This is a genomic window from Nocardioides nematodiphilus (assembly GCF_020216525.1).
Taxonomy (GTDB): Bacteria; Actinomycetota; Actinomycetes; order Propionibacteriales; family Nocardioidaceae; genus Nocardioides; species Nocardioides nematodiphilus.
Genome location: NZ_JAIWOY010000002.1, coordinates 409,466 through 429,255, shown reverse-complemented (window position 1 = coordinate 429,255; position 19,790 = coordinate 409,466). Strand labels below are relative to the sequence as shown.

Genomic DNA, 19,790 nt, shown 5'->3' with positions numbered 1-19,790 from the left:
GGCTGGCTACCGTCTCGCCTGTGCGTGTGCCCGTGGCTTCTGACCTCGTCCATGCGGCGCGGGTGAGTCTGGGTCTGCTCATCCCCGGCGTCACGCTCGTCGCAGCGGGCGAGCCGGACCTCATCATCTACGCGGTCTTCGGGTCCTTCGCCGGGATGTACGGTCGCGCCGACTCCCGTCCGCTGCGGCTGCTGCATCAGAGCCAGGGCGCTGTCCTGCTGCTCTCCGGTGCCCTGGCCGGCGTCCTGCTCTCGCAGGCTCACGCCGGGGGAGCGTTCGTCGTGCTGCTGGCGACGGTCTGGGCCGTGGGCGGCTCCCTGGTGGCGGACTACTTCGGGCTCCGTCCGGAAGGTCCGTTCTACGGCGTGTTCGCGCTCGGCGCCCTCGCCGGTGTGCCGGCCGGACTCGCGTCGCCGAGCGTCCTCATGCTCGTCGCATGCGGCGGAGCACTCGTCGCGCTGGCGATCGGTCTCGTCGCGCGAGGAGTCCCCGCGCCGTACGGGACCTCTCTCGCTGATCGGTTCCGGGAGCACCGGCAGCGCGACCGGGCGGCCGCCGTCACCCACGCGATCCGGTACGGCTCGGCCGTGCTGGTCGCCGGAGGCGTCGCGCTCGTGCTCGGGCTGGGGCACGTCAACTGGGCGATCGCCGGCGCAGCGGTGACCCTCGCTGCGGCCGACCCGCGGGGGCGCGTCCGACGGGCGACGCACCGGGTGGTCGGGACCGTCGTCGGTCTGGCCGTCACCGCTCTGGTGCTGGCCCCCGGCTTCCCGCCGCTGGCCCTGGCGGTCATCGTGATCTGCCTGCTCTTCCCGACCGAGCTGTTCATGGCGGTCAACTACGCGGTGGCCCTCAGCTTCTTCACGCCGATGATCATGCTGATGGCCGAGCTGGCGCACCCGATCGGCGTGCGGGAGCTCGTGACCGACCGAGGCCTGGGCACGCTGGTCGGCGTCGCCGTCGCGCTCGTCGTCAACTGGGCGATCCGCGACGCTGACCCGGGAGACACGAAAGGCCCCGCGAACGGGGCCTGACCTGCTGTGACTTCTGGTGGACGATACTGGGTTTGAACCAGTGACCTCTTCCGTGTCAAGGAAGCGCGCTACCGCTGCGCCAATCGTCCTGACCGGCCTGGGGCCGGGTGAAGCTGGAGCGGACGACGAGGCTCGAACTCGCGACCTCAACCTTGGCAAGGTTGCGCTCTACCAACTGAGCTACGTCCGCACTGTCACCGCTGGCTCCCCGTCTCCGGGCTGCCTTGGCAACGACGAGAACGTTAGCGGAGGGTGGAGCGCGCGCCAATTCCGGGGGTGTCCCGTAGTCTCACCGCCATGTTCAAGGTGATGCTCGCTCTCCACCTGCTGACCGCCATCTTCGCGATCGGCCCGCTCGTCCACGCGTCCACGACCGCCTCACGCGGTCTCCGGCAGAAGGATGCCGCCGCGCTGTCCTCCTCGGCCCGGACGATCAAGATCTACTCGATCGTCTCGGTCGTCGTGGTGATCTTCGGCTTCGGCCTGATGTCGGCCGACGCGCCGTGGGGCACCGGCGGTGAGAAGGTCGCCAGCTTCAGCGAGGCCTGGATCTGGATCTCGGCCCTGCTGTGGCTCGTCGCCGTCGGCCTGTGCCACGGCCTGGTGATCCCGCCGCTCGAGAAGGCGGCAGCGGACGTCGAGCTCGCGCCGTCCTTCACCGCCAAGGTCGCCGCCGGCGGCGGCCTCATCGGCCTGATCTTCGCCGTGATCGTCGTCCTGATGGTCTATCGCCCCGGAGCCTGATCGCCCCAGACCTACGAAGGCCCCGGACCGACCGGTCCGGGGCCTTCGCGCGTCTGGATGCGGTCGTCGCGACGAACCCGGGTGAGCGAGATGTCATGCACGCGGTCGGCCCGTCAGAAGCCGAGGGCGGCGCCGTCGCCGCGTGGGTCGGCGCCGGCCTCGTAGAACCCCGTCTCGTGGTCGATCAGGATCGCCTGCGCATGGCCCATGTTGTCGTTCCAGTCGGTGAGCGGCTGGACGGGATGGCCGCGTCGTTCGAGCTCGCGGACCACCTCGTCGGAGATCCGGCCCTCGAGCGAGAGGTTGCGCGAGGCGACGCCCCAGGTCCGGCCCATCAGCCAGCGCGGCGCCTCGATGGCCTGCTGCACGTCGTAGCCGAAGTCGATGATCCGGGTCGCCATCGCGGCCTGCGACTGCGGCTGGCCCTCCCCGCCCATGGAGCCGAACGCCAGGACCGGGCGGCCGTCCTTGAGCAGCATCGCGGGGGCGAGGGTGTGGAACGTGCGCTTGCCCGGCGCCAGGACGTTCGGGTGGTTCTCGTCGAGGGAGAAGAACGCCCCGCGATTCTGCATGATGATGCCGGTGTCACCGGCCACCACGGTGGTGCCGTAGTCCATGTAGATCGACGAGATCAGCGAGACGACCAGGCCGTCGTCGTCGGCGGCGGCGAAGTAGCAGGTGTCGCCCTCGGGGACCTTGAGCTCGTGGTCGGTGGGGTAGGGGATCCCGGCGGCCACCGAGCCCACCGCCGCGGCCGTCTCCGGGTCGATCAGCGCGCGGCGTTCGTCGATGTACTCCCTCGCGAGGAACCGCTCGAGCGGGATGTCGACGAACGCCGGGTCCGTGAGCCACGTGTCGCGGTCCGCGAAGGCGATCTTCACCGCCTCGGCCATGTGGTGGTAGTAGTCGGCGGTGCCGTCACCCCACGAGGCCACGTCGAGGCCGTCGAGCATGGCGAAGATCTGCAGCGCGCTGAACCCCTGGGTCGGCGGCGGCATCTCGTACACGTCGTGGCCGCGGTAGGCCGCCGAGACGGGCTCCACCCACCGCGCCTCGTACACCGCGAAGTCGCTCGCCGCCAGCGGTGAGCCCTCGGCGCTGAGCGCGGCGCAGATCCGGGAGGCGATCTCGCCCTCGTAGAACGAGCGCGCCCCTCCGGACGCGATCGCCTCCAGCGACGCTGCGAGGTCGCTCTGCACCAGCCGGTCGCCGTCCTTCGGGACGCCGCCGCCGGGCAGGAAGATCGCGGCCGTACGGGGCTGGGCCCGGAGCAGCGGCTCGTCCTGCGCCGTCCAGTCCGCGACCGAGCGCGACACCGGCACGCCGTCGCGCGCGAGGCCGATCGCGGCGTCGAAGAGCGAGGCCCACGCCAGCTTGCCGTGCCTCTCGTGCGCGAGCCGCCACCCATCGACCGCCCCGGGGACGGTGAGCGCCGCCAGCGCGCCACGGGCCGGGATCGCGCCGTTGACGGCCTGGGCCCGGTACGACGCCAGGGTGGCGGCCGCCGCTGCCGGGCCGCTGGCGTCGATCGCCTCGACACCCTCGATCCCGCCACCGGCGAGGAGCCAGAACCCGTCGCCGCCCAACCCCGCCATGTGCGGGTAGGCGACGCAGAGCACGGCGTTGGCCGCGATCGCCGCATCGACCGCCGACCCGCCGCGCTGCAGCGCCTCCACTCCGGCCTGGCTGGCCAGGTAGTGCGAGGTCGCGACGGCACCGTTCTGCCCGCGGAACGGGGGCCGTCCCGTACGCGGGCCGTCGGGGTTGCTCATCAGCTCACCCGCTCGTCGCGCTCAGGACCCATGTCTCGGACCTTGTCCTGGGAGTGGTCCATGGAGCGGGTGACGACCGGCAGGAGGCCGGCGAGGATCATCAGGCCGATGCCGAGGATCCAGACCGCCCGGGTGTCGTTGTCCGTGCCGTGGCTGATCACCGGGAAGGCGATGATCAGCAGCACGAAGGCGAGGGTCTCGATGGCGAGCTTCTTGTTCATGGTTACCGCCTCAGGCTCAGACGTTGACGAGGATGATGGTCGCGATGCCGGTCGGCACCAGGACGACGAGGGTCCAGCCGGGGCCTGCTCGTCGGTGTTCGCTCCAAGACGCCATCAGCATCTGGCCGACGCGAGGGTCGTGCCGAGGGTCAGGATGAGCGGCCAGGCGTGCTTGACCGCGGCCCCGTGGCCGTGCAGGTAGACGAGCAGGGCGACCACCGGCAGGACCGCCAGGATCCAGTGGCCGAGATCGACGGGTACGCCAACATCGAGGTTGTCCATGAACCCTCCCCGAATCGCCTGAGCCGCGTCCGTGCTGGGCAGCAGCCTTGACGTTCACCTTGGCCGCGAGGATGGACACCTGTCCAGCGGTTCACGGTTGTTCCTCGGGATTTGCGGCGCTCCGCCGCGGGCGGGCCAGGTGCCGGCAGACGCACGCGCGGGCGGGGCCGTCCGGGCCCGCCCGCGCGAGGTGCCGCGGTCTAGCGGAAGGCGCACCCCGACGTCACGCCGAACCGCTTGAAGATCCAGACGGCCGGGCACAGGCCGGTGATGCTGGCCTGGAGCAGGTTGAGCCCGATGAACGCGGTGAGGAGCAGCCACCAGGGGAGGCCAGGGCGACGAGGGCGACGCTGATCAACGTCATGATCCCGGCGAAGCCGAGGACGGCGCGGTCGAGGTTGAGCGACATGGGTCGGTCCTTCGTGGAGAGGGTCAGTGGGAGAAGCGGATGGTCGGCAGGATCCGCCGCAACCAGGACGGGCAGGCCCAGGCGGCGCGGCCCGTCAGACGCAACAGGACCGGCAGCAGCACGAGGCGGACCAGGAAGGCGTCGAGCAGGACGGCGACACCCAGGATCACCCCCATCTCCTTGGGCGGCAGCGGGCCGGAGAGGGAGAAGGTGAAGAACACCGCGACCATGACGGCGCCGGCAGCGAAGATGACCCGACCCGATGACGCGACGGCCCCGACCATCGCCTCCTTCGGGTCCCCGGTCCGCTCCCAGTGCTCCTTGGCCGAGGCCAGCAGGAAGACGGTGTAGTCCATCGCGATGGCGAAGATCATCGCGAAGAAGAAGACCGGCGCCCACGCGTCCAGGAAGCCCTGCGGCTCGAAGCCGAAGAGACCGGACAGGTGACCGTCCTGGAAGACAAGGCGGGCGACCCCGAAGGCGGCGGCGGTCGACAGCAGGCTGGCGAGGGTGCCGAGGAGCGCGATCAGCGGGGCCTGCAGGGCGATCAGCAGCAGCACGAAGCCCAGGCCGAGGACGATCCCGATCACCCACGGGGTGGATCGGTCGAGCTGGCTCTTGAGGTCGAGGTTCTCCACCGCTGCGCCACCGACGAGCGCGTCGGAGGGCAGGTCGGCACGCAGCCGGTCGACGGTCTCGCCGAGCTCCGGGTCGGAGGGGTCGACGGTCGGGACGGCCTGGATCAGCGCGTACGGGGCGCCGTCGCCCGCGGGCATCGGCGGCATCGCGGCGGCGATGCCGGGGTCGGCAGTGACCGTGGCGGCGACGTCGGTGGCCTGGGCCGTGGGGACGACGATCTGGAGCGTGCCGGGGGCGCCGGGACCGAAGGCGGCCTGGACGCGGTCGTACCCGATCCGAGCCGGGGCGTCGGTGGGCAGCACCTTGATCGATGGCATCGCGGTCCGCAGACCGAAGATCGGTGCGGCGAGCGCGATCAGCACGATGAGCGCAGCGACGCCGAAGGCGACCGGGCGCCGCCACAGGATGCGGCCCCACTTCTCGAACAGCGGGGAGCGGTGCTCGCCGATCTTGGACCACGGCAGGGCGAGTTTGTTGATCCGGGTGTCGAGCCCGCCGAGCACCAGCGGGAGCAGGGTCAGGGTCGCGGCCAGGACGAAGACGACCGAGAGCATGATCCCGCCGGCCATCGAACGGAACGACGGCGACGGCACGATCATGACGGCCGAGAGCGAGACCAGAACGGTCAGTCCCGACAGCAGGACCGCCTTGCCGGCCGTGTCCATGGTCTCGGCGATGGCCTGCTCGCGCGTCGCGCCCTTCGCCGCGCGGGCGGCGCGGTAGCGCACGACCAGGAAGAGGGCGTAGTCGATGCCCAGCGCCAAGGCGAACATCATCGCGAAGTTCATCGCCCAGATCGAGACCGGGACGAAGTGGTTGATGACGACCAGCGAGCCCGCGGAGGCGACCAGGCCGGCGAGCGTCAGCAGCAGCGGGAGCCCGGCAGCGACGAGCGCGCCGAAGGCGAGCACCAGGATGGCGAGCGTGATCGGCCAGGAGATCATCTCCGAGGTCATCATCGCCGTGAGGTTGGCGGCGTTGAAGTCGCCCCACAGCTGGGAGGCCCCGGTCGGGGTGACCTGGATGTCATTGCTGGACAGCGCGGTCAGCGGGTCCTTGAGATCGTCGGCGGTGCGCACCATCTCGTTGGTGTCGACGCCTGCACCGCCGATGACGATGGCCGTACGCCCGTCGTGGCTCAGTGTGGCGCCGGGCTGTGGCGCGACCACCTCGGCGATGCGCGGGTCGGCCTCGAGCGTCGCCTTGACGCGGGCGATGACCTGCTGGCCGGCGGGGGAGGTCAGGGGGCGCGCGTCACTGTGGATGACCACCTGAAGGGCCGAGCTGGCGTCGCCGCCGAAGTGCTCCTGGGCGAGCTCGCGCGCGGCGACCGAGTCCGAGCCGCTCGCCTGCCAGCCCGCGCCGGAGAGCGACGCCTCCACACGCGGGGCGAACGCACCCAGGCCGACGATCACCAGCAGCCAGATGAGCGTGGTGGCGCGCCGGTGGCGCAGGACGGCCAAGCCGAGTCGGCCGAGTGGACCGGTCGTGGTCGCAGTCGTCATCACAATTCCCTTTCTAGAACCCCCCGGGGGGATATGGATGCCAAGGTAGCAGAACCCCCCGGGGGGATATAGAATCGTGACAACGGAAAGGAACTGACATGACAGACTTCACCCTGAGCGCCACCGTCGGCGCCCCCTTCGAGGCCACCGTCGAGCGGGTGCGGCTCCTGCTCGCCGATGCAGGCTTCGGGGTGCTCACCGAGATCGACCTCGCCGCCACGCTGCACGCCAAGCTCGGGGTCGAGGTCCCGGCGCAGGTGATCCTCGGTGCCTGCCGACCCCAGCTCGCGCACCAGGCGATGCAGATCGATCCACGGGTCGCTGCGATGCTGCCGTGCAACGTCGTCGTCGCTGATGCGGGCGAGGGTCGTACCCGCGTCGAGGTCTTCGACCCGGAGGTGATGATGGGGTTCAGCGCCGATCTCGCCGCCGTGGCGGACGACGCCCGCGCGCGACTCCAGGGCATGCTCGCGGCCTTGGCCTGAGCCTTCGCTACGGTGAGCCTTGTGGTGCGCGTGCTGCTGGTCGAGGACGATCCGGCGATCCGGTCCGGGCTGGTGCGCGGTCTCGCCGAGCACGGGCACGTCGTCCTCTCGGCCTCGACCGGCGCTCAGGCCATCGCGATGCTCTCGGAGGACCGGCCTGACGTCACGATCCTCGACCTGGGCCTGCCCGATCTCGACGGCTCCCACGTCCTCGAGATGGCCAAGGTCCTCAAGTCGGCGCCGGTGATCGTCGCGACCGCACGTGACGACGAGCGCGAGATGATCCGGCTGCTGAACGCCGGGGCGGACGACTACCTGGTCAAGCCGTTCTCCGCGGCTCAGATGGACGCCCGGATCCGTGCCGTGCTGCGTCGCGTCGCGCCGCCGGAGACCGAGGACCGGGTCCTCGCCGTGGGTGGCCTACGGCTCGACCCGGTCGCACGGGAGGCGTCCCTCGACGGAGAGGCGCTGGACCTGACCCGCAAGGAGTTCGACCTGTTGCAGGCCCTGATGCAGCACGCCGGTGAGGTCGTGACCAAGCGCGCGTTGCTCGCCGAGGTGTGGCAGCAGCCGTGGGGCGGAGCGGACCGCACGGTCGATGTGCACCTGTCCTGGCTACGACGCAAGCTCGGCGAGACGGCGGCCAAGCCGCGCTACCTGGCCAGCGTGCGTGGCGTCGGCGTGAAGCTGACGGCCCCGTGAGGTCGACGCTACGGGCGCGGATCATCGCCCTGGCCGTCGGTACGGCGCTCCTCGTCACCCTGTTGGCGGCCGTCCCGATCCTCATCCTGCTGCACGCGCAGGCGCACGCCGAGGCCGACCAGCGCGCCACCTACGCCGCCCAGTCCGCGGCCGACTACTTGAGTGCCTCGAGGCAGAAGGCCGACCTCCTCGCCCCGTATGTGGCACGTCTCAACGGTCGCGACGACCCACCGGTCACGGTGATCCTGGCCGACGGCCGCACCGTCGGCGCCCGCCTCGACGCCGATGTGGCCGATGCGGTCCACGACGTCACCGGGCCGCATCTGGATGCCGATCGCGACAAGGACACGTTGCACGAGGTGTCCACCCCGTACACCACGGACGTGCCCGGTGGGCGGGTCGTCCAGGTGTTCACCCGCACCCCTGAGGGGTCGGCCCGGGCGGTTGCGCTGGTCACCGATTCGTCGGTCCGCAGCCGCCTCGCCCAGGAGTACGCCGGGGTGGGTCTGGTCGCCGTGGCGCTGCTGCTGGTGGCCTGGGCTGCTGCCGAGGTCACGGGGAGTCGCCTGGTGCGCCCGCTGTCACGGACGGCTCGCACCGCCGTCGCCCTGCGCGACGGAGATCTGTCGGCCCGTGCCGCCGTCGAGGGGCCTGAGGAGGTCGCGGCGGTCGCGATCGAGCTCAATGCGCTCGCCGCCCGGATCGGGGAGCTGCTCACCCAGGAGCGCGAGGCCACCGCCGACCTCTCCCACCGGCTGCGCACGCCACTCACCTCGGTCCGACTCGCCGTCGACGGGCTGCCCGACGACGCCCGTCGCGCCGAGGTCGAGGCCGGTCTCGATCGTCTTGAGCGCACGCTGACCCAGGTGATCCGGGCCGCCCGCAGGGGCGTGCGCGAGGGCGTGCACCCGCGGTGCGACGCGACCGCCGTGGTTGCTGACCGGGTGGGGTTCTGGCGCCCGCTCGCCGAGGACCAGGGGCGCCGGGTCACGCTCACCTTGCCGGACCGTCCGATCTGGGTACGCAGCGCCGTCGACGATCTCGAGGCCGCTCTGGACGCCCTCATCGAGAACGTCATCGCCCATACCGGCGACGGCACCGACTTCGCGGTCGCCCTGCAGGCGACCGCGGAGGGCGCCGAGCTGCGCTTCACCGACGAGGGCCCGGGCCTGCCGCGGGAGGCGGCCACGCGAGGGTGCAGCGACCGCGGCTCCTCGGGACTGGGGCTGGACATCGTGCGGTCAGCCGCGGAGGCGACCGGAGGCAGCTTCGGTCTCGAGGAGATCGATGCCCATGGCCGGGCGCACGCGGTGGTGCTGCGCCTGCTCCGCGACGGCAGCAGCTGAGACCGGCGCCGCTCTCAGACTTCTCTTGGCGAGGCTTGATCAGGGTTTAACGGTCGGCTGAGGAAGACATAGGCACCTCCGCGGCACCGTGGTGGACATGATCAGCCGCACCCGCACCTCCGTCCGCGACCGCATCGTGGTCCGCACCCGCGTGTACCTCGCCGCTGTCATCACCGGCGGAATCGCAGCCGCGGCCGGGCTGACCGCCGCCGCGGCACATGCCGACGACGCCCACGCGGGCGTCCACTCGGAGCCTCGCACCGACGACTCTCCGGCGCGTGCCAGCCATACGGACCGGCTCGCACCGCAGCCCCACACGAACAGCAGCCGGCCGGTCCGTCCGGCTCCGCAGGCCCAGAGCCAGACCCAGAGCCAGCCGGCCCCCCAGGGACGGACACACTCCTCATGAGCACCCGGACCTGGCAGGACTGGTCGTGCGCGGTGTCGGTCACGACCCTCGCCGAGTGCGACCTCGAGCCGGCGGTCGACGAGGTGCGTGCCGTGATGGCCGAGGTCGAGGCCGCCGCGAGCCGCTTCCACCCCTCCGACCTGGCCAGGATCAACGCCGAGGCGGGCCGCTTCGTCCTGGTCCGGCCGCTGACCGTACGCCTTGTCGAGCTCGCCCTCGAGGTGGCCGAGCGCACCCGCGACGCCGTCACACCGACGGTGGGCGCGGCGCTCGTGGCCCAGGGGTACGACGCCGACATCGCCGTGGTCCGCGCTCGCACCGACGCCCCGGCCGCCCAGCCGAGCCCGGCGCCGCTCGCGCTCCGGGCGATCCGCATCGACCGCACGCTCCACCGGGTCGGCGTCGCCGCCGGTGCCGTCATCGACCTGGGCGCGCTGGCGAAGGCGTACACCGTCGACGAGGCGATCGTCCGCATCACGCGGCGCCGCCTCGGGCCGACACTCGTTTCGATCGGAGGGGACCTCGCGGTCCACGGCGAGGAGAGCTGGCGTATCGCCGTCTCAGAGACCGCGGACGCTCCCGGGCAGGAGGTCACCATCGACAGCGGTGCGCTCGCAACGTCCTCGACCCAGGACCGGCGCTGGGCGCGGGAGCGACACCACGTCATCGATCCCCGGACGGGGGCTCCCGCGTCGGGGACGTGGCGCACCGCCACCGTGTGGGCGCCGAGCGCCGTGGAGGCCAATCTGTTGAGCACCTGGGCGCTGGTCGACGCCGGCGGCTTCACCGTCGATCTGGAGAAGACACCGCGCCCGGTCCGCCTGGTCGACGCCGGCGGGCACGTCGTCAGCCGGCACGGCTGGCCGGCCGAGGTCCTGGAGTCCGCGTCATGACCATGTACGCCCTGATCCGCGCGCTCGGTCTCGTCGCCTATCTGGCGTTCAGCCTGAGCCTCGCCCTCGGCCTGGCCAGCCGCTCCGGCGGGCTGAGCCCGCAGGCGCTCGACCGTCGCGTCATCCGCCAGCTGCTGCACCGCTCCGCCGCGGTCGTCGGCGTGATCGTGCTCGCGATGCACATCGGCCTGACCGTGGTCGACACCTACGTCTCGACGTCGGTCTCCGCAGTCCTGGTGCCGTTCACCGCCAGCTACAAGGGCGGATCGCTGGGCATCGGCACGCTGGCCCTCTATGCCTTCGTCCTGGCGGCCCTCTCCGGCTGGTTGCGCCTGGTCACCGCCCGGCTCGCCTCCGAGCGGGGTTGGCGCTGGCTGCACCGCGTCGCCTACCTCGGCTGGGGGCTGTGCCTGCTGCACGGCGTCCTGGCCGGTCCCGACCTCGCCCGTCCCTGGGCCTTGAGCACGTACGGCGTCGGGGTCGCCGCTGTCGCGGTCGGCTATCTCGTCCACCGGCTCGGCTCCCGGCACACCCTGCGCCGCGGGGTCGACGGCTCGTTCCGCTTCCGGGAGGCGCGATGACCATGCTCGGAGAGCACCCCGTGATCGACGCGATGCCGGCCCTGTTCACCGTCGCGGACCCGCGGCTGCTCGCCACCCGTACACCCGATGTCCCCCCGCGCGACCGGGAGTGGCTGGTCGAGGCCGCGCAGCGGGTGCGGCTGCTGGGCCGTGGTGGCGCGGCGTTCCCGGTGGCGACCAAGCTCGCCGCGGTCGGCAAGGGCGCCCGCGTCGTCGTCAACGGCAGCGAGGGCGAGCCGGCCAGCTGGAAGGACCGCGTGCTGATGCGCCAGCACCCCGACCTGGTCGTCGCCGGTGCGGCGCTCGTCGGCCGGGCGCTGCGCAGCCCGCAGATCGTGATCGCCGTCAATGACGCGACCTCGGCCGCGGCCCTGCGCGCGGCCGTGCGTCGCTGTGGCGACGAGCGCATCGAGGTACGCCATGTCGAGCACCGCTTCGTCGGCGGTGAGATCAGCGCCCTCATCAACGGCCTCAACCGCCGTACGCCGGTTCCGGACGGCGTGCGGGTGCTTCCGCACGAGCGCGGGCTGGGTGGGCGCCCGACGTACGCCTCGAACGTCGAGACGTTCGCCCACCTCGCTCTCCTCGCGGCGCTCGGCCCGGAGCGGTACGCCACGACGGGCAGTGCCGGCGAGCCGGGCACCAGCCTGGTCACCCTGCACGGGACCGAACGGGGCGCCGCCGTCCTCGAGGTGCCCCACGGCATCGACCTCAGCCGGCTGGTCGGTGAGCACCGGGGCCCGATCCTGATCGGCGGCTACCACGGCGCCTGGACGGCCCGAACCGACCTCGTCGTCGAGCGGCCGGCCCTGCGAGCCGCCGGGATCGGCTGGGGCGCGGGTGTCGTCGCGGTCCTGCCCGAGCGCACCTGCCCCGTCGGGGAGATCGCCCGTGTCGCGCAATGGCTCGCCGACCAGTCGGCGCGTCAGTGTGGACCGTGCACGTTCGGCCTGCCCACGATCGCGGCCGACCTCCAGCGGATCGTCGCCGGTGGTCATGCGGACCGCGGGGAGCTCAGCCGCCGCATCGGCCAGGTCACGGGCCGCGGCGCCTGCCACCACCCGACGGGCGCGACCGGCTTCATCGCCTCGGGCCTCACCGCCTTCGACGCGGACGTCCGGGCCCACCTCGCCGGACGCCCCTGCGGTCGTACGACCCATGGCGTCCTGCCGCTCGGAGGCGGGCGATGAGCCGGCTCGCCATCGACTGGACCCGCTGCGACGGGCACGGGCTGTGTGCCCGACTGCTGCCCGAGGCGATCAGTCTCGACGACTGGGGCTTCCCGATCGTCGGCGAGATCGGCGACCTGGACCGGGCAGTCGTCGGCACCGCCGTCGCCAGCTGCCCCCGTCTCGCGCTGCGCGTCGAGAAGTGAACCCCGTTCTGTCCAGCAACCCTCGCGAAAGATGACCCTGTGACCATCAACGGACTCCCGCTCCACCCGCTCGTCGTCCACGCCGCCGTCGTGTTCGCGCCGCTCGCGGGCCTGCTCGCCATCGGATACGCCGTGCCGAGGTGGCGCTACCACCTGCGCTGGCCGCTGCTCGCGGTGGGCGTCCTCGCCGCCCTCTTCGTGTGGCTCGCGGCTGCTACGGGCGACTCGCTCGCTCACGCCACCAGTGGTGAGATGGCGACCAACCCGGCCCTGGCGAAGGCCATCCACCACCACGAGGACCTGGCCGGGAAGCTCCAGGCCTCGACCTGGGTGCTCGCGGCGCTGGCGCTCGGCGCCTGGTGGACCCATCACCGCCCGGGCTGGTGGCGTACGGCGCTGCTCGTGCTCCTGCCCGCGAGCGGTGTCGCGGCCCTGGTGCTGGTCGTGCTGACCGGCGACGCCGGTGCCCGCGCCGTCTGGATCAACTGACCGAGCGCGCGGTTCCCGGCGGTCCGAGGAGCGCCCCGATCCGGATGGTCTCGTGCCGGATGCGCGCGCGAGCGTAGGGCTACGAGCCGTCTCGCTCCGCGCGCATCGCGGCCACGCCCTCGTCGGTGCAGAAGTCCGTACGCGAGCGCTTGAGGCACAGCAGGCCGAGCAGATGCATCCGATCCGCGGCGACGTCGTCGACGACCGCGGCTCGGCGCAGGCCGGAGTCGGCCATCGCCTCGCGCAGGGGAAGGAGCGGATCGTCGGCGGCGACCACGCGCCCGGCGAGCCGGCCCGCATCGCGGGCGGGCGCGGCCGGGTCGGTGAGGTCGGCGACGTCGTCGCGGGTCACGGTGCTGACCAGCACGCCGTCCTCGACGAGCACCAGCAGGTGCGTCTTGGCGCGGGCGGCGAAGACCGCCTGCGCCTCGCCGACCGTGAGGTCGGCGGCGTGGACGGTCGGATGCCGCAGCATCGCCGCACCGACCGTTCCCGCCTCGTTCATGAGCGTCAGCTGCCGAGCTTGGCGTCGACGTCGGCGTACATGGTCGCCTTGATCGCGGCCAGCGTGGCCGGGTCCTTGCCGGCCAGCGGAGCCACCATCGCGAGGGCGGTGCTCAGCACCTCGTCCTCGGAGGCGGTGGCGTCGGCGATGCCGGCCGCGGCCGCCTCCTCGCCGCCGTAGCGGCGACCCGTGGTCATCGCGTCGTTGGCCGCGCGCGGCGAGAGCTTGGCCTGGATCAGCGCAGCCATGCCCGTCGTGAACGGGATGTGGATGTCGACCTCGGGCAGGCAGAAGAAGCCGCGGTCGGCGCGCATCACGCGCCAGTCGTGCGACAGCGCGAGCATGGCGCCGGCGGCGAAGGCGTGGCCGTTGATCGCGGCGACCGTCGGCACGCCGAGGGTCAGGACGCGCGCGAAGACCCGCTCGACGCGGGCGGCGTACGGGATGAACTGATCGGGGTGCTGGCCCACCCAGTCGAGGTCGAGCCCCGAGGAGTACTGCTTGCCGTCGCCGACCGTCACCAGGGGCGCCGGACGGGCCGCGATCTCCTCGAGCGCCCCCTCGACGGCGGTGAGCCAGTCGGGGGAGAAGCGGTTCTCGTCGTCGCCGAGGCGCAGGACGTGGATGCCGTCGACGGAGGTGAGTGTGGGGGTTCCCATGGATCAGTTTCCCTTCGAGGAGGTGACCGCGCGCTTGGCGACCTGTTCAGTGTTAAGGCGAAGATGGTGCGGAAGGCAACAGCGAAGTGCCGTCGGTACGAGGTCTCTCTCCTCGATCAGGCGCGGAGGCCGCGCAGGCTCTGGATGCCGTTGTTGAGCATGTAACGCGTGACGTTGATGGCGGCGTGCCGATCCGGCGCCGGCTCCTTGCCCGCGGCCATCCGCCACATCTGCACGCTGTAGTAGGTCAGCTCGGTGAGGTTATCGATCAGCTTGATGCCGCTGCGTCGCGGGCTCACCACGCTCTCGTGGACCCGGCCGGCGAGCAGGTCGGCAGGGAAGTCCGGCTGCACGGTGAGGGGTCGGCCGAGGCCGACCAGGTCGATCGCCCCGGACTCGATCGCCTCCACCATGCCCGCCGCCGTACGGAAGCCGCCGGTGAGCATCAGCGGCAGGTCCGGGCGCTCGGCCCGGACCCGCTCGGCGTAGGCGAGGAAGTACGCCTCGCGCTTGCGGGTGCTCTCCTTCAGGGATGCGTCGACGCCGAGCATGGCTGCGGAGGTGTACGTGCCGCCGGAGACCTCGAGCAGGTCCAGGCCCTCCTCGGCCAGGGCGTGGACGACGGCGAGCGACTCGTCCTCGCCGAAGCCGCCCTTCTGGAAGTCGGCGGAGTTGAGCTTGATCGCCACCGGCACGTCGGGGCCGACCTCGGCACGGATCGCCCGGAACACCTCGAGCACGAAGCGGCGGCGCTTCTCGGGGGTGCCGCCCCAGGCGTCGGTGCGCTGGTTGGCGAGCGGGGAGAGGAACTGGCTGACCAGGTAGCCGTGGGCGCCGTGGATCTGGATGCCGTCGAAGCCGGCCCGGGTGACGACCCGGGCGGCGGTGGCGTAGCGGGCGATCAGGTCCTCGATCTCGGCGTTCGTGAGCTCGCGGGGCGTGGCGAAGAGCCGTGCCGAGCCGGGCAGGGCGATGGCGGAGGGGGCGACGGGGTGCGCGGTGATGGTGCGCGGCGTCTGCCGGCCCGGGTGGTTGATCTGGACCCACGCGGCGGATCCCCCCGCCTTCGCGCTCTGAGCCCACGCGGCCAGCGCGGCCAGGTGGCGTTCGTCCTCGACGAGCACGTTGCCGGGCTCACCCAGGCCGCAGCGGCGGTCGATCATCACGTTGCCGGTGATGCTCAGGCCGACACCGCTGGCGGCCCAGCGGTCGTAGAGCCGCAGGATGCGCGCGCCGGGGCTGCCGTCGCGCTCGGCGAGGCCCTCGCTGAGGGCGGCCTTGGCCAGCCGGTTCGGGATCACGAAGCCGTTGGGCAGCGTGAAGGGCTCGCTCAGCGCGGCCCGGTCGGTCGCGGTCGGGGTGAGGGTCATCGAGTGCTCCTGGTCTCGGCGCGGGGTACCGGCACCGGATCGAGGGGGAGGGCGAGCACGGCCCGTACGGCAGCGGCGATCCGCTGCTCGATGGCCGGTTCGAGGGGAAGTCCGGCGAGGAGCCGGCGGCGGATCAGCCCGCTGGGGAGATCGACGACGCACGCGGTGATGGCGTCGACCGCGGTCCGGTCGCGGCGTTGCCAGACGCCGTCGGCGAGCTGCTGGAGCAGGTCGACGAAGCGGTGCTGGCTCGCGGCCAGGGCGGTGACGAGCTCGGCGGGGATGTCGGCCGAGAAGAGCTGGTCGCTGCGCTGGCCGAAGAAGAGGAGGGCGCTGCGGGCGTGCGACCGGGCCAGCCGGACCGGGGCGAGGGCGACCGCGACGACGCAGGCCGCGCTGTCGTCGTGGGCGGTCTCGGCGAGGGCTGTCTCGATGATCTGCGCGAGCCTGGTCGAGGCGCGCAGCCAGAGCCGGGCGAGCAGGTCCTCCTTGGAGCTGAATGCGTGGTAGATCGTCCCGTTGGAGACCCCGGCGCTGGCCGCGAGTCCGCGCAGCGTCAGTCCGGCGGTGTCGCCGCCGGTGACGAGCCGCTCGGCGACGTCGAGGAGGTCGTCGAGCTCGTGGAGTCGGGGTCGAGCCATGCCGGCTAAGTTACCGAACAGTACGTTCTAGATCAATCGTTCTAGTTCAAAGAGTCGGTAGGGCGTGGGTCACGTGATGACCACGATCTGCTCCGTGCCGGCGGAGGCAACGCGGTACTCGCCGGGCCAGCCGGTGAGCGTGAGGTGACCGCTCGCGTCCGTACGGGCGGGCGTCGGGGCCACCCACCACTCGTCGCGGATCAACCGCTTGAGGGTGTCGTACCCGGGCTTGGGAGTGCCGTCGAGACGGACCAGGCCGGCGGGCGCGCCGAGCCAGGCACCGGCGTCGGGCAGGCCCCAGTAGGTGATCGCCTCGACCGCGGGGTGCGACGTGAGCGTCCGGTAGTGCCGCTCGAGCTCCTCGGCCTGGCGGGCCTCGCCCTCGGGCGTGCTCGGCCACGACGCGGGCTGGTAGTCGTTGAGGTCCTCGATCTCTGCCGGCATCAGGTCGCCGGAGACCAGCGTCGTCTCGGTCCAGTGCAGCGGCAGGCCGTAGCGGGCGAACCGGTCACACACGTCGAGCACCCGCTCCTCGCCCCAGTAGCCCTGGTGCATGTGGCTCTGCAGGCCGATCGCGTCGATCGGGATCCGCGCCTCGAGCAGGCCCTCGATCAGGCACTCGTACGCGGTGCCGAGGTTGAAGTCGTTGATCAGCAGCGTCGCGCGCGGGTCGGCCGCCCGGGCCTCGTCGAAGACCATCCGTACGGTCGCGATCCGGCCCCGCTCGCGGCAGAAGCGGCTGAGCGCGTTGGGGCCGACGTCGCCCTCGAGCGCTGCCTCGTTGGCGAAGACCGGCATGATCACGACCTCGTTGATCACGTCCCAGGTGTCGACCAGGCCACTGAACGTGGTGACGTCGCGCTGGATGCGCGCCCGTACGGCCGCCCCGACCTCGTCGGTGGACAGCGGCTGGAGCCAGGTCGGCGCGATCGTGTGCCACGCGAGCGGATGGCCCTTCACCCGTACGCCGCGCTCGGCGAACCAGCGCGCCGCGGCGAGCAGCCGCTCGGTGTCCGGCCTGCCCCTCTCTGGCTCGAACTGCCGCCAGTAGAACGGCAGCGTCGCGGTGTTGAACACGTCGAGCCACAGGTCGGCGAGCGCCTGAGCCGAGCCGTCGGCGTCCTGGCCGTTGGCCAGGTCGACCAGCTCGAAGCCGGTGCTGCCGAAGCCGAACGCGTGGGTGAGCTGGCTGATCGCCACCTCGGTGTCGGCGAGGGGTCGCCCGTCCGGGTGGGTGAGGACGACGTCGTGGGCGCGGGCTCGAGTCACGCAGAGACGCTAGCGGCGCGGTTGTGACCTGCGGTTGCATGGGCTCATGACGCCCACGACGCAACGTCGGTCGATGCTCAGCCCCGTCGCCGTCTCGGCCGGCGTGTTCGGCGGCCTGGTCGGTGCCGGCGCCCTCTCGCTGGTCGGCTGGGGAGCCGGGTGGTTCGACCACGACTCGGGGGGTGCCTGCGCCGTGGTGACGGTCGCGGATCGGGTGCTGCCGTCGGTGGTCACCCTGTCGGTGCAGACCTCCGGTGGCGGCGGCACCGGGTCGGGCATCGTCTACCGGCTCTCGGACGGCCGGAGCGTCGTCGTGACCAACGCGCACGTGGTCAACCCGCCCACCGGCGGCACCGTCTCCTCGGTCCAGCTGACCTACTCCGACGGCCACACCAGCGACGCGACGATCAAGGGCGTCGACACCACCACCGATCTGGCCGTCGTGACGCCCCAGGACACCGACCGCAACGCACCGGCGATCCGCGTCGGCGACTCCGGGGCGCTGCGGGTGGGGACACCCGTGGTGGCGCTCGGCGCTCCACTCGGGCTCACCTCGACGGTGACCACCGGCATCGTCAGCGCCACCAACCGGTACGTCCGGGTGCCCACCCAGGCGGGCGCGGCCCACCTCCTGGGCGCGATCCAGACCGACGCCTCGATCAATCCCGGCAACAGCGGCGGCGCGCTCGTCGACTGCCGCTCGCGGCTGGTCGGGATCAACTCCGCCGGCGCGGCCCCCGGCGGCGAGTCGGGCAGCGCCGGGCTCGGCTTCGCCATCCCGATCACGCTGGCCCGCCCGCTCATCCAGGAGCTCGCCGAGCACGGCCGGGTGGCGCACCCGACCCTCGGGCTGCAGGCGGTCGGCATCCCGACCACGATGCAGAGCACCGCCGGCGGGTCGGTGGGCATCGTCGGTGTCGAGGCCGGCGGCCCGGCCGAGAGCGCCGGGATCCAGCGCGGCGACATCCTGCTCTCGGTGCACGGCACGCCGATCCGTACGCCCGACGACCTGACCCATGTCGAGATCGGGCTCAGCGTCGGCGACTCGGTCGAGGTGCACGTGCTGCGTGACGGCGAGCAGAAGACGCTCGACGTCACCGTGGCCTCCTCCTGAGTCGCCGGTCAGGCGTGGTCGCGCCTGCCCTGCTTGCGTCGCCCCGGTGCCGGCCGCGGTGGCGTGGGTAGCGTGGGACATGAGGGCCTCCTTTGGTGCGGAGCGGTTTCTAGACAGCTCCACTCCACACCGGGAGGCCTTCGCCTATCTACAGATCAGACCGAGTGATCGCAGTTCCTCGACCAATGTGCTGGGCATCACACCTAGCTCGGCGGTGCGGTGGTTCCTCGCACGCGCAGGCGGGTGGGGAGGATCGCGCTGTGGGCGCTGGGGGCGTCCCCGCCGAGGATCTCCAGCGCGAGCCGGCCGGCCGTACGGCCCTGCTCGGCGACGGGCTGCTCGATGGTGGTGATGTCGGCGAGCGCGGCGAGGGGGTGGCCGTCGACGCCGATGACGGAGATGTCCTCGGGCACGCGCAGGTGCGCGCGCCGCAGGGTCTGCGTGATGGCCAGCGCGAGCTCGTCGGAGTAGGCGAAGATCGCGGTCGGACGCTGGGGGAGGCTGAGGAGCCGCTCGGCGGCCTCGATGCCGCCCTCGATCCGGTGCGGAACGGTGACCAGCAGCTCGCTCAGCTCCTCGATCCCGGCCTCGGCGAGGCCGCGGCGGTAGCCCTCGGTGCGGTCGGCGTCGGCGAAGGAGGTGTTCACCTCGGGATCGGTGGTGCGCACCATCGCGATGCGGCGGTGCCCCAGCCCGACGAGATGGCGTACGGCCTGCCGCGCGACCTCGACGTCGTCGATCCGGACGTACGGGTAGTCGTGGATCTGTGCTCCGGTGACGACGACCCCCATGCCGAGGTCGGCCAGGCGCGCCATCTGCGGCTCCGAGAGCGGCAGCGTCATCGCGATCACCGCGTCGGCCTTGCGGCGCGCGGGCAGCTGCTGGAAGAAGCGCTCCTGCGCCTCGGCGCCGTCGACCTGGTAGACGAGCACGTCGACGCCCGCATCCTGCAGCTCGGCCTGGGCACCGGCGAGCATGGTGGCGAAGAACCAGCTGTCGAGGGTCGGGACGACGATCGCGATCCGGCCCGTCGAGCCCCGGGACAGGTGCGAGGCCTCGGGGGAGACGACGTAGGACATCGTCTCGGCGAGGGCGCGGATGCGCTCGCGGGTGCGCTCCGAGACGCCGGGCAGCCCGCGCAGGGCCCGTGACACGGTCGCCACCGAGACCCCGGCCTCGCGGGCGACGTCGGCCATGTTGAGGTGGCCGGGGTGCGGAGTGGTGGCAGGCACGAGCGGCATCGTAGCGCGCAGGTGGAGTAAACGTTTGAGACCTTCTTGTTACGGTGCGGCTCTTGGTGCCGATCGACATGCGACATACAGTTGACGCAACCGTTTACGTATCCG

Annotated in this window: 22 protein-coding genes and 2 tRNA genes; 12 read left to right on the top strand and 12 right to left on the bottom strand. The window is 72.0% G+C overall.

Going from position 1 to position 19,790, the window contains the following annotated elements; genetic code table 11:
- The first annotated feature begins 32 nt into the window (after positions 1–32).
- Positions 33–1,034 (top strand): FUSC family protein, encoded by a 1,002-nt coding sequence (locus KSO98_RS18790; RefSeq protein ID WP_225283904.1) that lies wholly within the window; start codon positions 33–35, stop codon positions 1,032–1,034.
- A 14-nt stretch (positions 1,035–1,048) separates the two neighbouring features.
- Here KSO98_RS18790 and KSO98_RS05090 read toward each other — a convergent pair.
- Positions 1,049–1,123, bottom strand: a tRNA-Val gene (locus KSO98_RS05090).
- A 25-nt stretch (positions 1,124–1,148) separates the two neighbouring features.
- Positions 1,149–1,224: transfer RNA gene (locus KSO98_RS05085), tRNA-Gly, on the bottom strand.
- Positions 1,225–1,331: 107 nt separating this feature from the next.
- On the opposite strand from KSO98_RS05085, the gene KSO98_RS05080 reads away from it, so the two are divergent.
- Positions 1,332–1,778, top strand: a complete 447-nt coding sequence (locus KSO98_RS05080; RefSeq protein WP_225283902.1) for a hypothetical protein — start codon at positions 1,332–1,334, stop codon at positions 1,776–1,778.
- A gap of 113 nt (positions 1,779–1,891) precedes the next feature.
- On the opposite strand, the gene ggt is transcribed toward KSO98_RS05080, so the two are convergent.
- The 4 genes from ggt to KSO98_RS05055 all read right to left on the bottom strand — a co-directional run bounded on the left by ggt (position 1,892) and on the right by KSO98_RS05055 (position 6,606).
- Positions 1,892–3,550 (bottom strand): gamma-glutamyltransferase, encoded by a 1,659-nt coding sequence (ggt, locus tag KSO98_RS05075; RefSeq protein ID WP_225283901.1) that lies wholly within the window; start codon positions 3,548–3,550, stop codon positions 1,892–1,894.
- On the bottom strand, positions 3,550–3,771 hold the full coding sequence (locus KSO98_RS05070; RefSeq protein ID WP_225283900.1) for a hypothetical protein: 222 nt from the start codon (positions 3,769–3,771) through the stop codon (positions 3,550–3,552). The genes ggt and KSO98_RS05070 overlap by 1 nt, the downstream gene beginning before the upstream one ends.
- Positions 3,772–3,885: 114 nt before the next feature.
- A complete protein-coding gene (locus tag KSO98_RS05065; RefSeq protein WP_225283899.1) occupies positions 3,886–4,053 on the bottom strand; it encodes a hypothetical protein in 168 nt (55 codons plus the stop codon).
- A gap of 432 nt (positions 4,054–4,485) precedes the next feature.
- Entirely contained in the window at positions 4,486–6,606 is a 2,121-nt protein-coding gene (locus KSO98_RS05055) for an MMPL family transporter (RefSeq protein ID WP_225283898.1), read from the bottom strand.
- Positions 6,607–6,704: 98 nt separating this feature from the next.
- Here KSO98_RS05055 and KSO98_RS05050 point away from each other — a divergent pair, with 98 nt between their 5' ends.
- The 9 genes from KSO98_RS05050 (at position 6,705) to KSO98_RS05010 (ending at position 12,886) form a co-directional block, all read left to right on the top strand.
- Positions 6,705–7,091, top strand: coding sequence for a DUF302 domain-containing protein (locus KSO98_RS05050; RefSeq protein ID WP_225283897.1), 387 nt, complete (start codon positions 6,705–6,707; stop codon positions 7,089–7,091).
- Positions 7,092–7,103: 12 nt separating this feature from the next.
- Positions 7,104–7,793, top strand: coding sequence for a response regulator transcription factor (locus tag KSO98_RS05045; RefSeq protein WP_225283896.1), 690 nt, complete (start codon positions 7,104–7,106; stop codon positions 7,791–7,793).
- Entirely contained in the window at positions 7,790–9,139 is a 1,350-nt protein-coding gene (locus KSO98_RS05040) for a sensor histidine kinase (protein WP_225283895.1), read from the top strand. The genes KSO98_RS05045 and KSO98_RS05040 overlap by 4 nt, the downstream gene beginning before the upstream one ends.
- Positions 9,140–9,236: 97 nt before the next feature.
- Positions 9,237–9,548 carry a hypothetical protein gene (locus tag KSO98_RS05035; RefSeq protein WP_225283894.1) on the top strand — a complete coding sequence of 104 codons (312 nt, stop codon included), beginning with the start codon at positions 9,237–9,239 and terminating at the stop codon, positions 9,546–9,548.
- Positions 9,545–10,441, top strand: coding sequence for an FAD:protein FMN transferase (locus KSO98_RS05030; protein ID WP_225283892.1), 897 nt, complete (start codon positions 9,545–9,547; stop codon positions 10,439–10,441). The genes KSO98_RS05035 and KSO98_RS05030 overlap by 4 nt, the downstream gene beginning before the upstream one ends.
- Positions 10,438–11,022, top strand: coding sequence for a ferric reductase-like transmembrane domain-containing protein (locus KSO98_RS05025; protein ID WP_225283890.1), 585 nt, complete (start codon positions 10,438–10,440; stop codon positions 11,020–11,022). The genes KSO98_RS05030 and KSO98_RS05025 overlap by 4 nt, the downstream gene beginning before the upstream one ends.
- Positions 11,019–12,212: an NADH-ubiquinone oxidoreductase-F iron-sulfur binding region domain-containing protein gene (locus tag KSO98_RS05020; protein WP_225283889.1), complete on the top strand. Its 1,194-nt coding sequence runs from the start codon at positions 11,019–11,021 to the stop codon at positions 12,210–12,212. Before KSO98_RS05025 ends, KSO98_RS05020 begins: the two co-directional genes overlap by 4 nt.
- Positions 12,209–12,397, top strand: coding sequence for a ferredoxin (locus tag KSO98_RS05015; protein ID WP_225283888.1), 189 nt, complete (start codon positions 12,209–12,211; stop codon positions 12,395–12,397). Before KSO98_RS05020 ends, KSO98_RS05015 begins: the two co-directional genes overlap by 4 nt.
- Positions 12,398–12,436: 39 nt before the next feature.
- Positions 12,437–12,886, top strand: coding sequence for a DUF2231 domain-containing protein (locus tag KSO98_RS05010; protein ID WP_225283887.1), 450 nt, complete (start codon positions 12,437–12,439; stop codon positions 12,884–12,886).
- A gap of 79 nt (positions 12,887–12,965) precedes the next feature.
- Here the strand turns inward: KSO98_RS05010 and KSO98_RS05005 are convergent, their stop codons facing one another.
- The 5 genes from KSO98_RS05005 to KSO98_RS04985 form a co-directional block, all read right to left on the bottom strand.
- Positions 12,966–13,391 carry a CBS domain-containing protein gene (locus KSO98_RS05005; RefSeq protein ID WP_225283886.1) on the bottom strand — a complete coding sequence of 142 codons (426 nt, stop codon included), beginning with the start codon at positions 13,389–13,391 and terminating at the stop codon, positions 12,966–12,968.
- 5 nt (positions 13,392–13,396) lie between these two features.
- On the bottom strand, positions 13,397–14,050 hold the full coding sequence (locus KSO98_RS05000) for an enoyl-CoA hydratase-related protein (RefSeq protein ID WP_225283885.1): 654 nt from the start codon (positions 14,048–14,050) through the stop codon (positions 13,397–13,399).
- Between the two features lie 116 nt (positions 14,051–14,166).
- Positions 14,167–15,420 carry an NADH:flavin oxidoreductase/NADH oxidase family protein gene (locus tag KSO98_RS04995; RefSeq protein ID WP_225283884.1) on the bottom strand — a complete coding sequence of 418 codons (1,254 nt, stop codon included), beginning with the start codon at positions 15,418–15,420 and terminating at the stop codon, positions 14,167–14,169.
- Positions 15,417–16,061: a TetR/AcrR family transcriptional regulator gene (locus tag KSO98_RS04990; protein ID WP_225283883.1), complete on the bottom strand. Its 645-nt coding sequence runs from the start codon at positions 16,059–16,061 to the stop codon at positions 15,417–15,419. Before KSO98_RS04990 ends, KSO98_RS04995 begins: the two co-directional genes overlap by 4 nt.
- A 69-nt stretch (positions 16,062–16,130) precedes the next feature.
- Entirely contained in the window at positions 16,131–17,330 is a 1,200-nt protein-coding gene (locus KSO98_RS04985) for an endo-1,4-beta-xylanase (protein ID WP_225283882.1), read from the bottom strand.
- 73 nt (positions 17,331–17,403) lie between these two features.
- Here KSO98_RS04985 and KSO98_RS04980 point away from each other — a divergent pair, with 73 nt between their 5' ends.
- Positions 17,404–18,444 carry a S1C family serine protease gene (locus KSO98_RS04980; protein WP_225283881.1) on the top strand — a complete coding sequence of 347 codons (1,041 nt, stop codon included), beginning with the start codon at positions 17,404–17,406 and terminating at the stop codon, positions 18,442–18,444.
- A gap of 203 nt (positions 18,445–18,647) precedes the next feature.
- Here KSO98_RS04980 and KSO98_RS04975 read toward each other — a convergent pair whose 3' ends face one another.
- Entirely contained in the window at positions 18,648–19,676 is a 1,029-nt protein-coding gene (locus tag KSO98_RS04975; protein WP_225283880.1) for a LacI family DNA-binding transcriptional regulator, read from the bottom strand.
- Between the last annotated feature and the right edge of the window lie 114 nt (positions 19,677–19,790).

Coding starts and splice junctions, on each gene's coding strand:
- KSO98_RS05025 (WP_225283890.1), top strand. CDS start 10,438: ATGACCATGTACGCCCTGATCCGCGCGCTCGGTCTCGTCGCCTATCTG.
- KSO98_RS05050 (WP_225283897.1), top strand. CDS start 6,705: ATGACAGACTTCACCCTGAGCGCCACCGTCGGCGCCCCCTTCGAGGCC.
- KSO98_RS05035 (WP_225283894.1), top strand. CDS start 9,237: ATGATCAGCCGCACCCGCACCTCCGTCCGCGACCGCATCGTGGTCCGC.
- KSO98_RS05000 (WP_225283885.1), bottom strand. CDS start 14,050: ATGGGAACCCCCACACTCACCTCCGTCGACGGCATCCACGTCCTGCGC.
- KSO98_RS05015 (WP_225283888.1), top strand. CDS start 12,209: ATGAGCCGGCTCGCCATCGACTGGACCCGCTGCGACGGGCACGGGCTG.
- KSO98_RS05070 (WP_225283900.1), bottom strand. CDS start 3,771: ATGAACAAGAAGCTCGCCATCGAGACCCTCGCCTTCGTGCTGCTGATC.
- KSO98_RS04990 (WP_225283883.1), bottom strand. CDS start 16,061: ATGGCTCGACCCCGACTCCACGAGCTCGACGACCTCCTCGACGTCGCC.
- KSO98_RS05080 (WP_225283902.1), top strand. CDS start 1,332: ATGTTCAAGGTGATGCTCGCTCTCCACCTGCTGACCGCCATCTTCGCG.
- KSO98_RS04980 (WP_225283881.1), top strand. CDS start 17,404: ATGCTCAGCCCCGTCGCCGTCTCGGCCGGCGTGTTCGGCGGCCTGGTC.
- KSO98_RS04995 (WP_225283884.1), bottom strand. CDS start 15,420: ATGACCCTCACCCCGACCGCGACCGACCGGGCCGCGCTGAGCGAGCCC.
- KSO98_RS05055 (WP_225283898.1), bottom strand. CDS start 6,606: ATGACGACTGCGACCACGACCGGTCCACTCGGCCGACTCGGCTTGGCC.
- KSO98_RS05030 (WP_225283892.1), top strand. CDS start 9,545: ATGAGCACCCGGACCTGGCAGGACTGGTCGTGCGCGGTGTCGGTCACG.
- KSO98_RS05020 (WP_225283889.1), top strand. CDS start 11,019: ATGACCATGCTCGGAGAGCACCCCGTGATCGACGCGATGCCGGCCCTG.
- ggt (WP_225283901.1), bottom strand. CDS start 3,550: ATGAGCAACCCCGACGGCCCGCGTACGGGACGGCCCCCGTTCCGCGGG.
- KSO98_RS05005 (WP_225283886.1), bottom strand. CDS start 13,391: ATGAACGAGGCGGGAACGGTCGGTGCGGCGATGCTGCGGCATCCGACC.
- KSO98_RS05065 (WP_225283899.1), bottom strand. CDS start 4,053: ATGGACAACCTCGATGTTGGCGTACCCGTCGATCTCGGCCACTGGATC.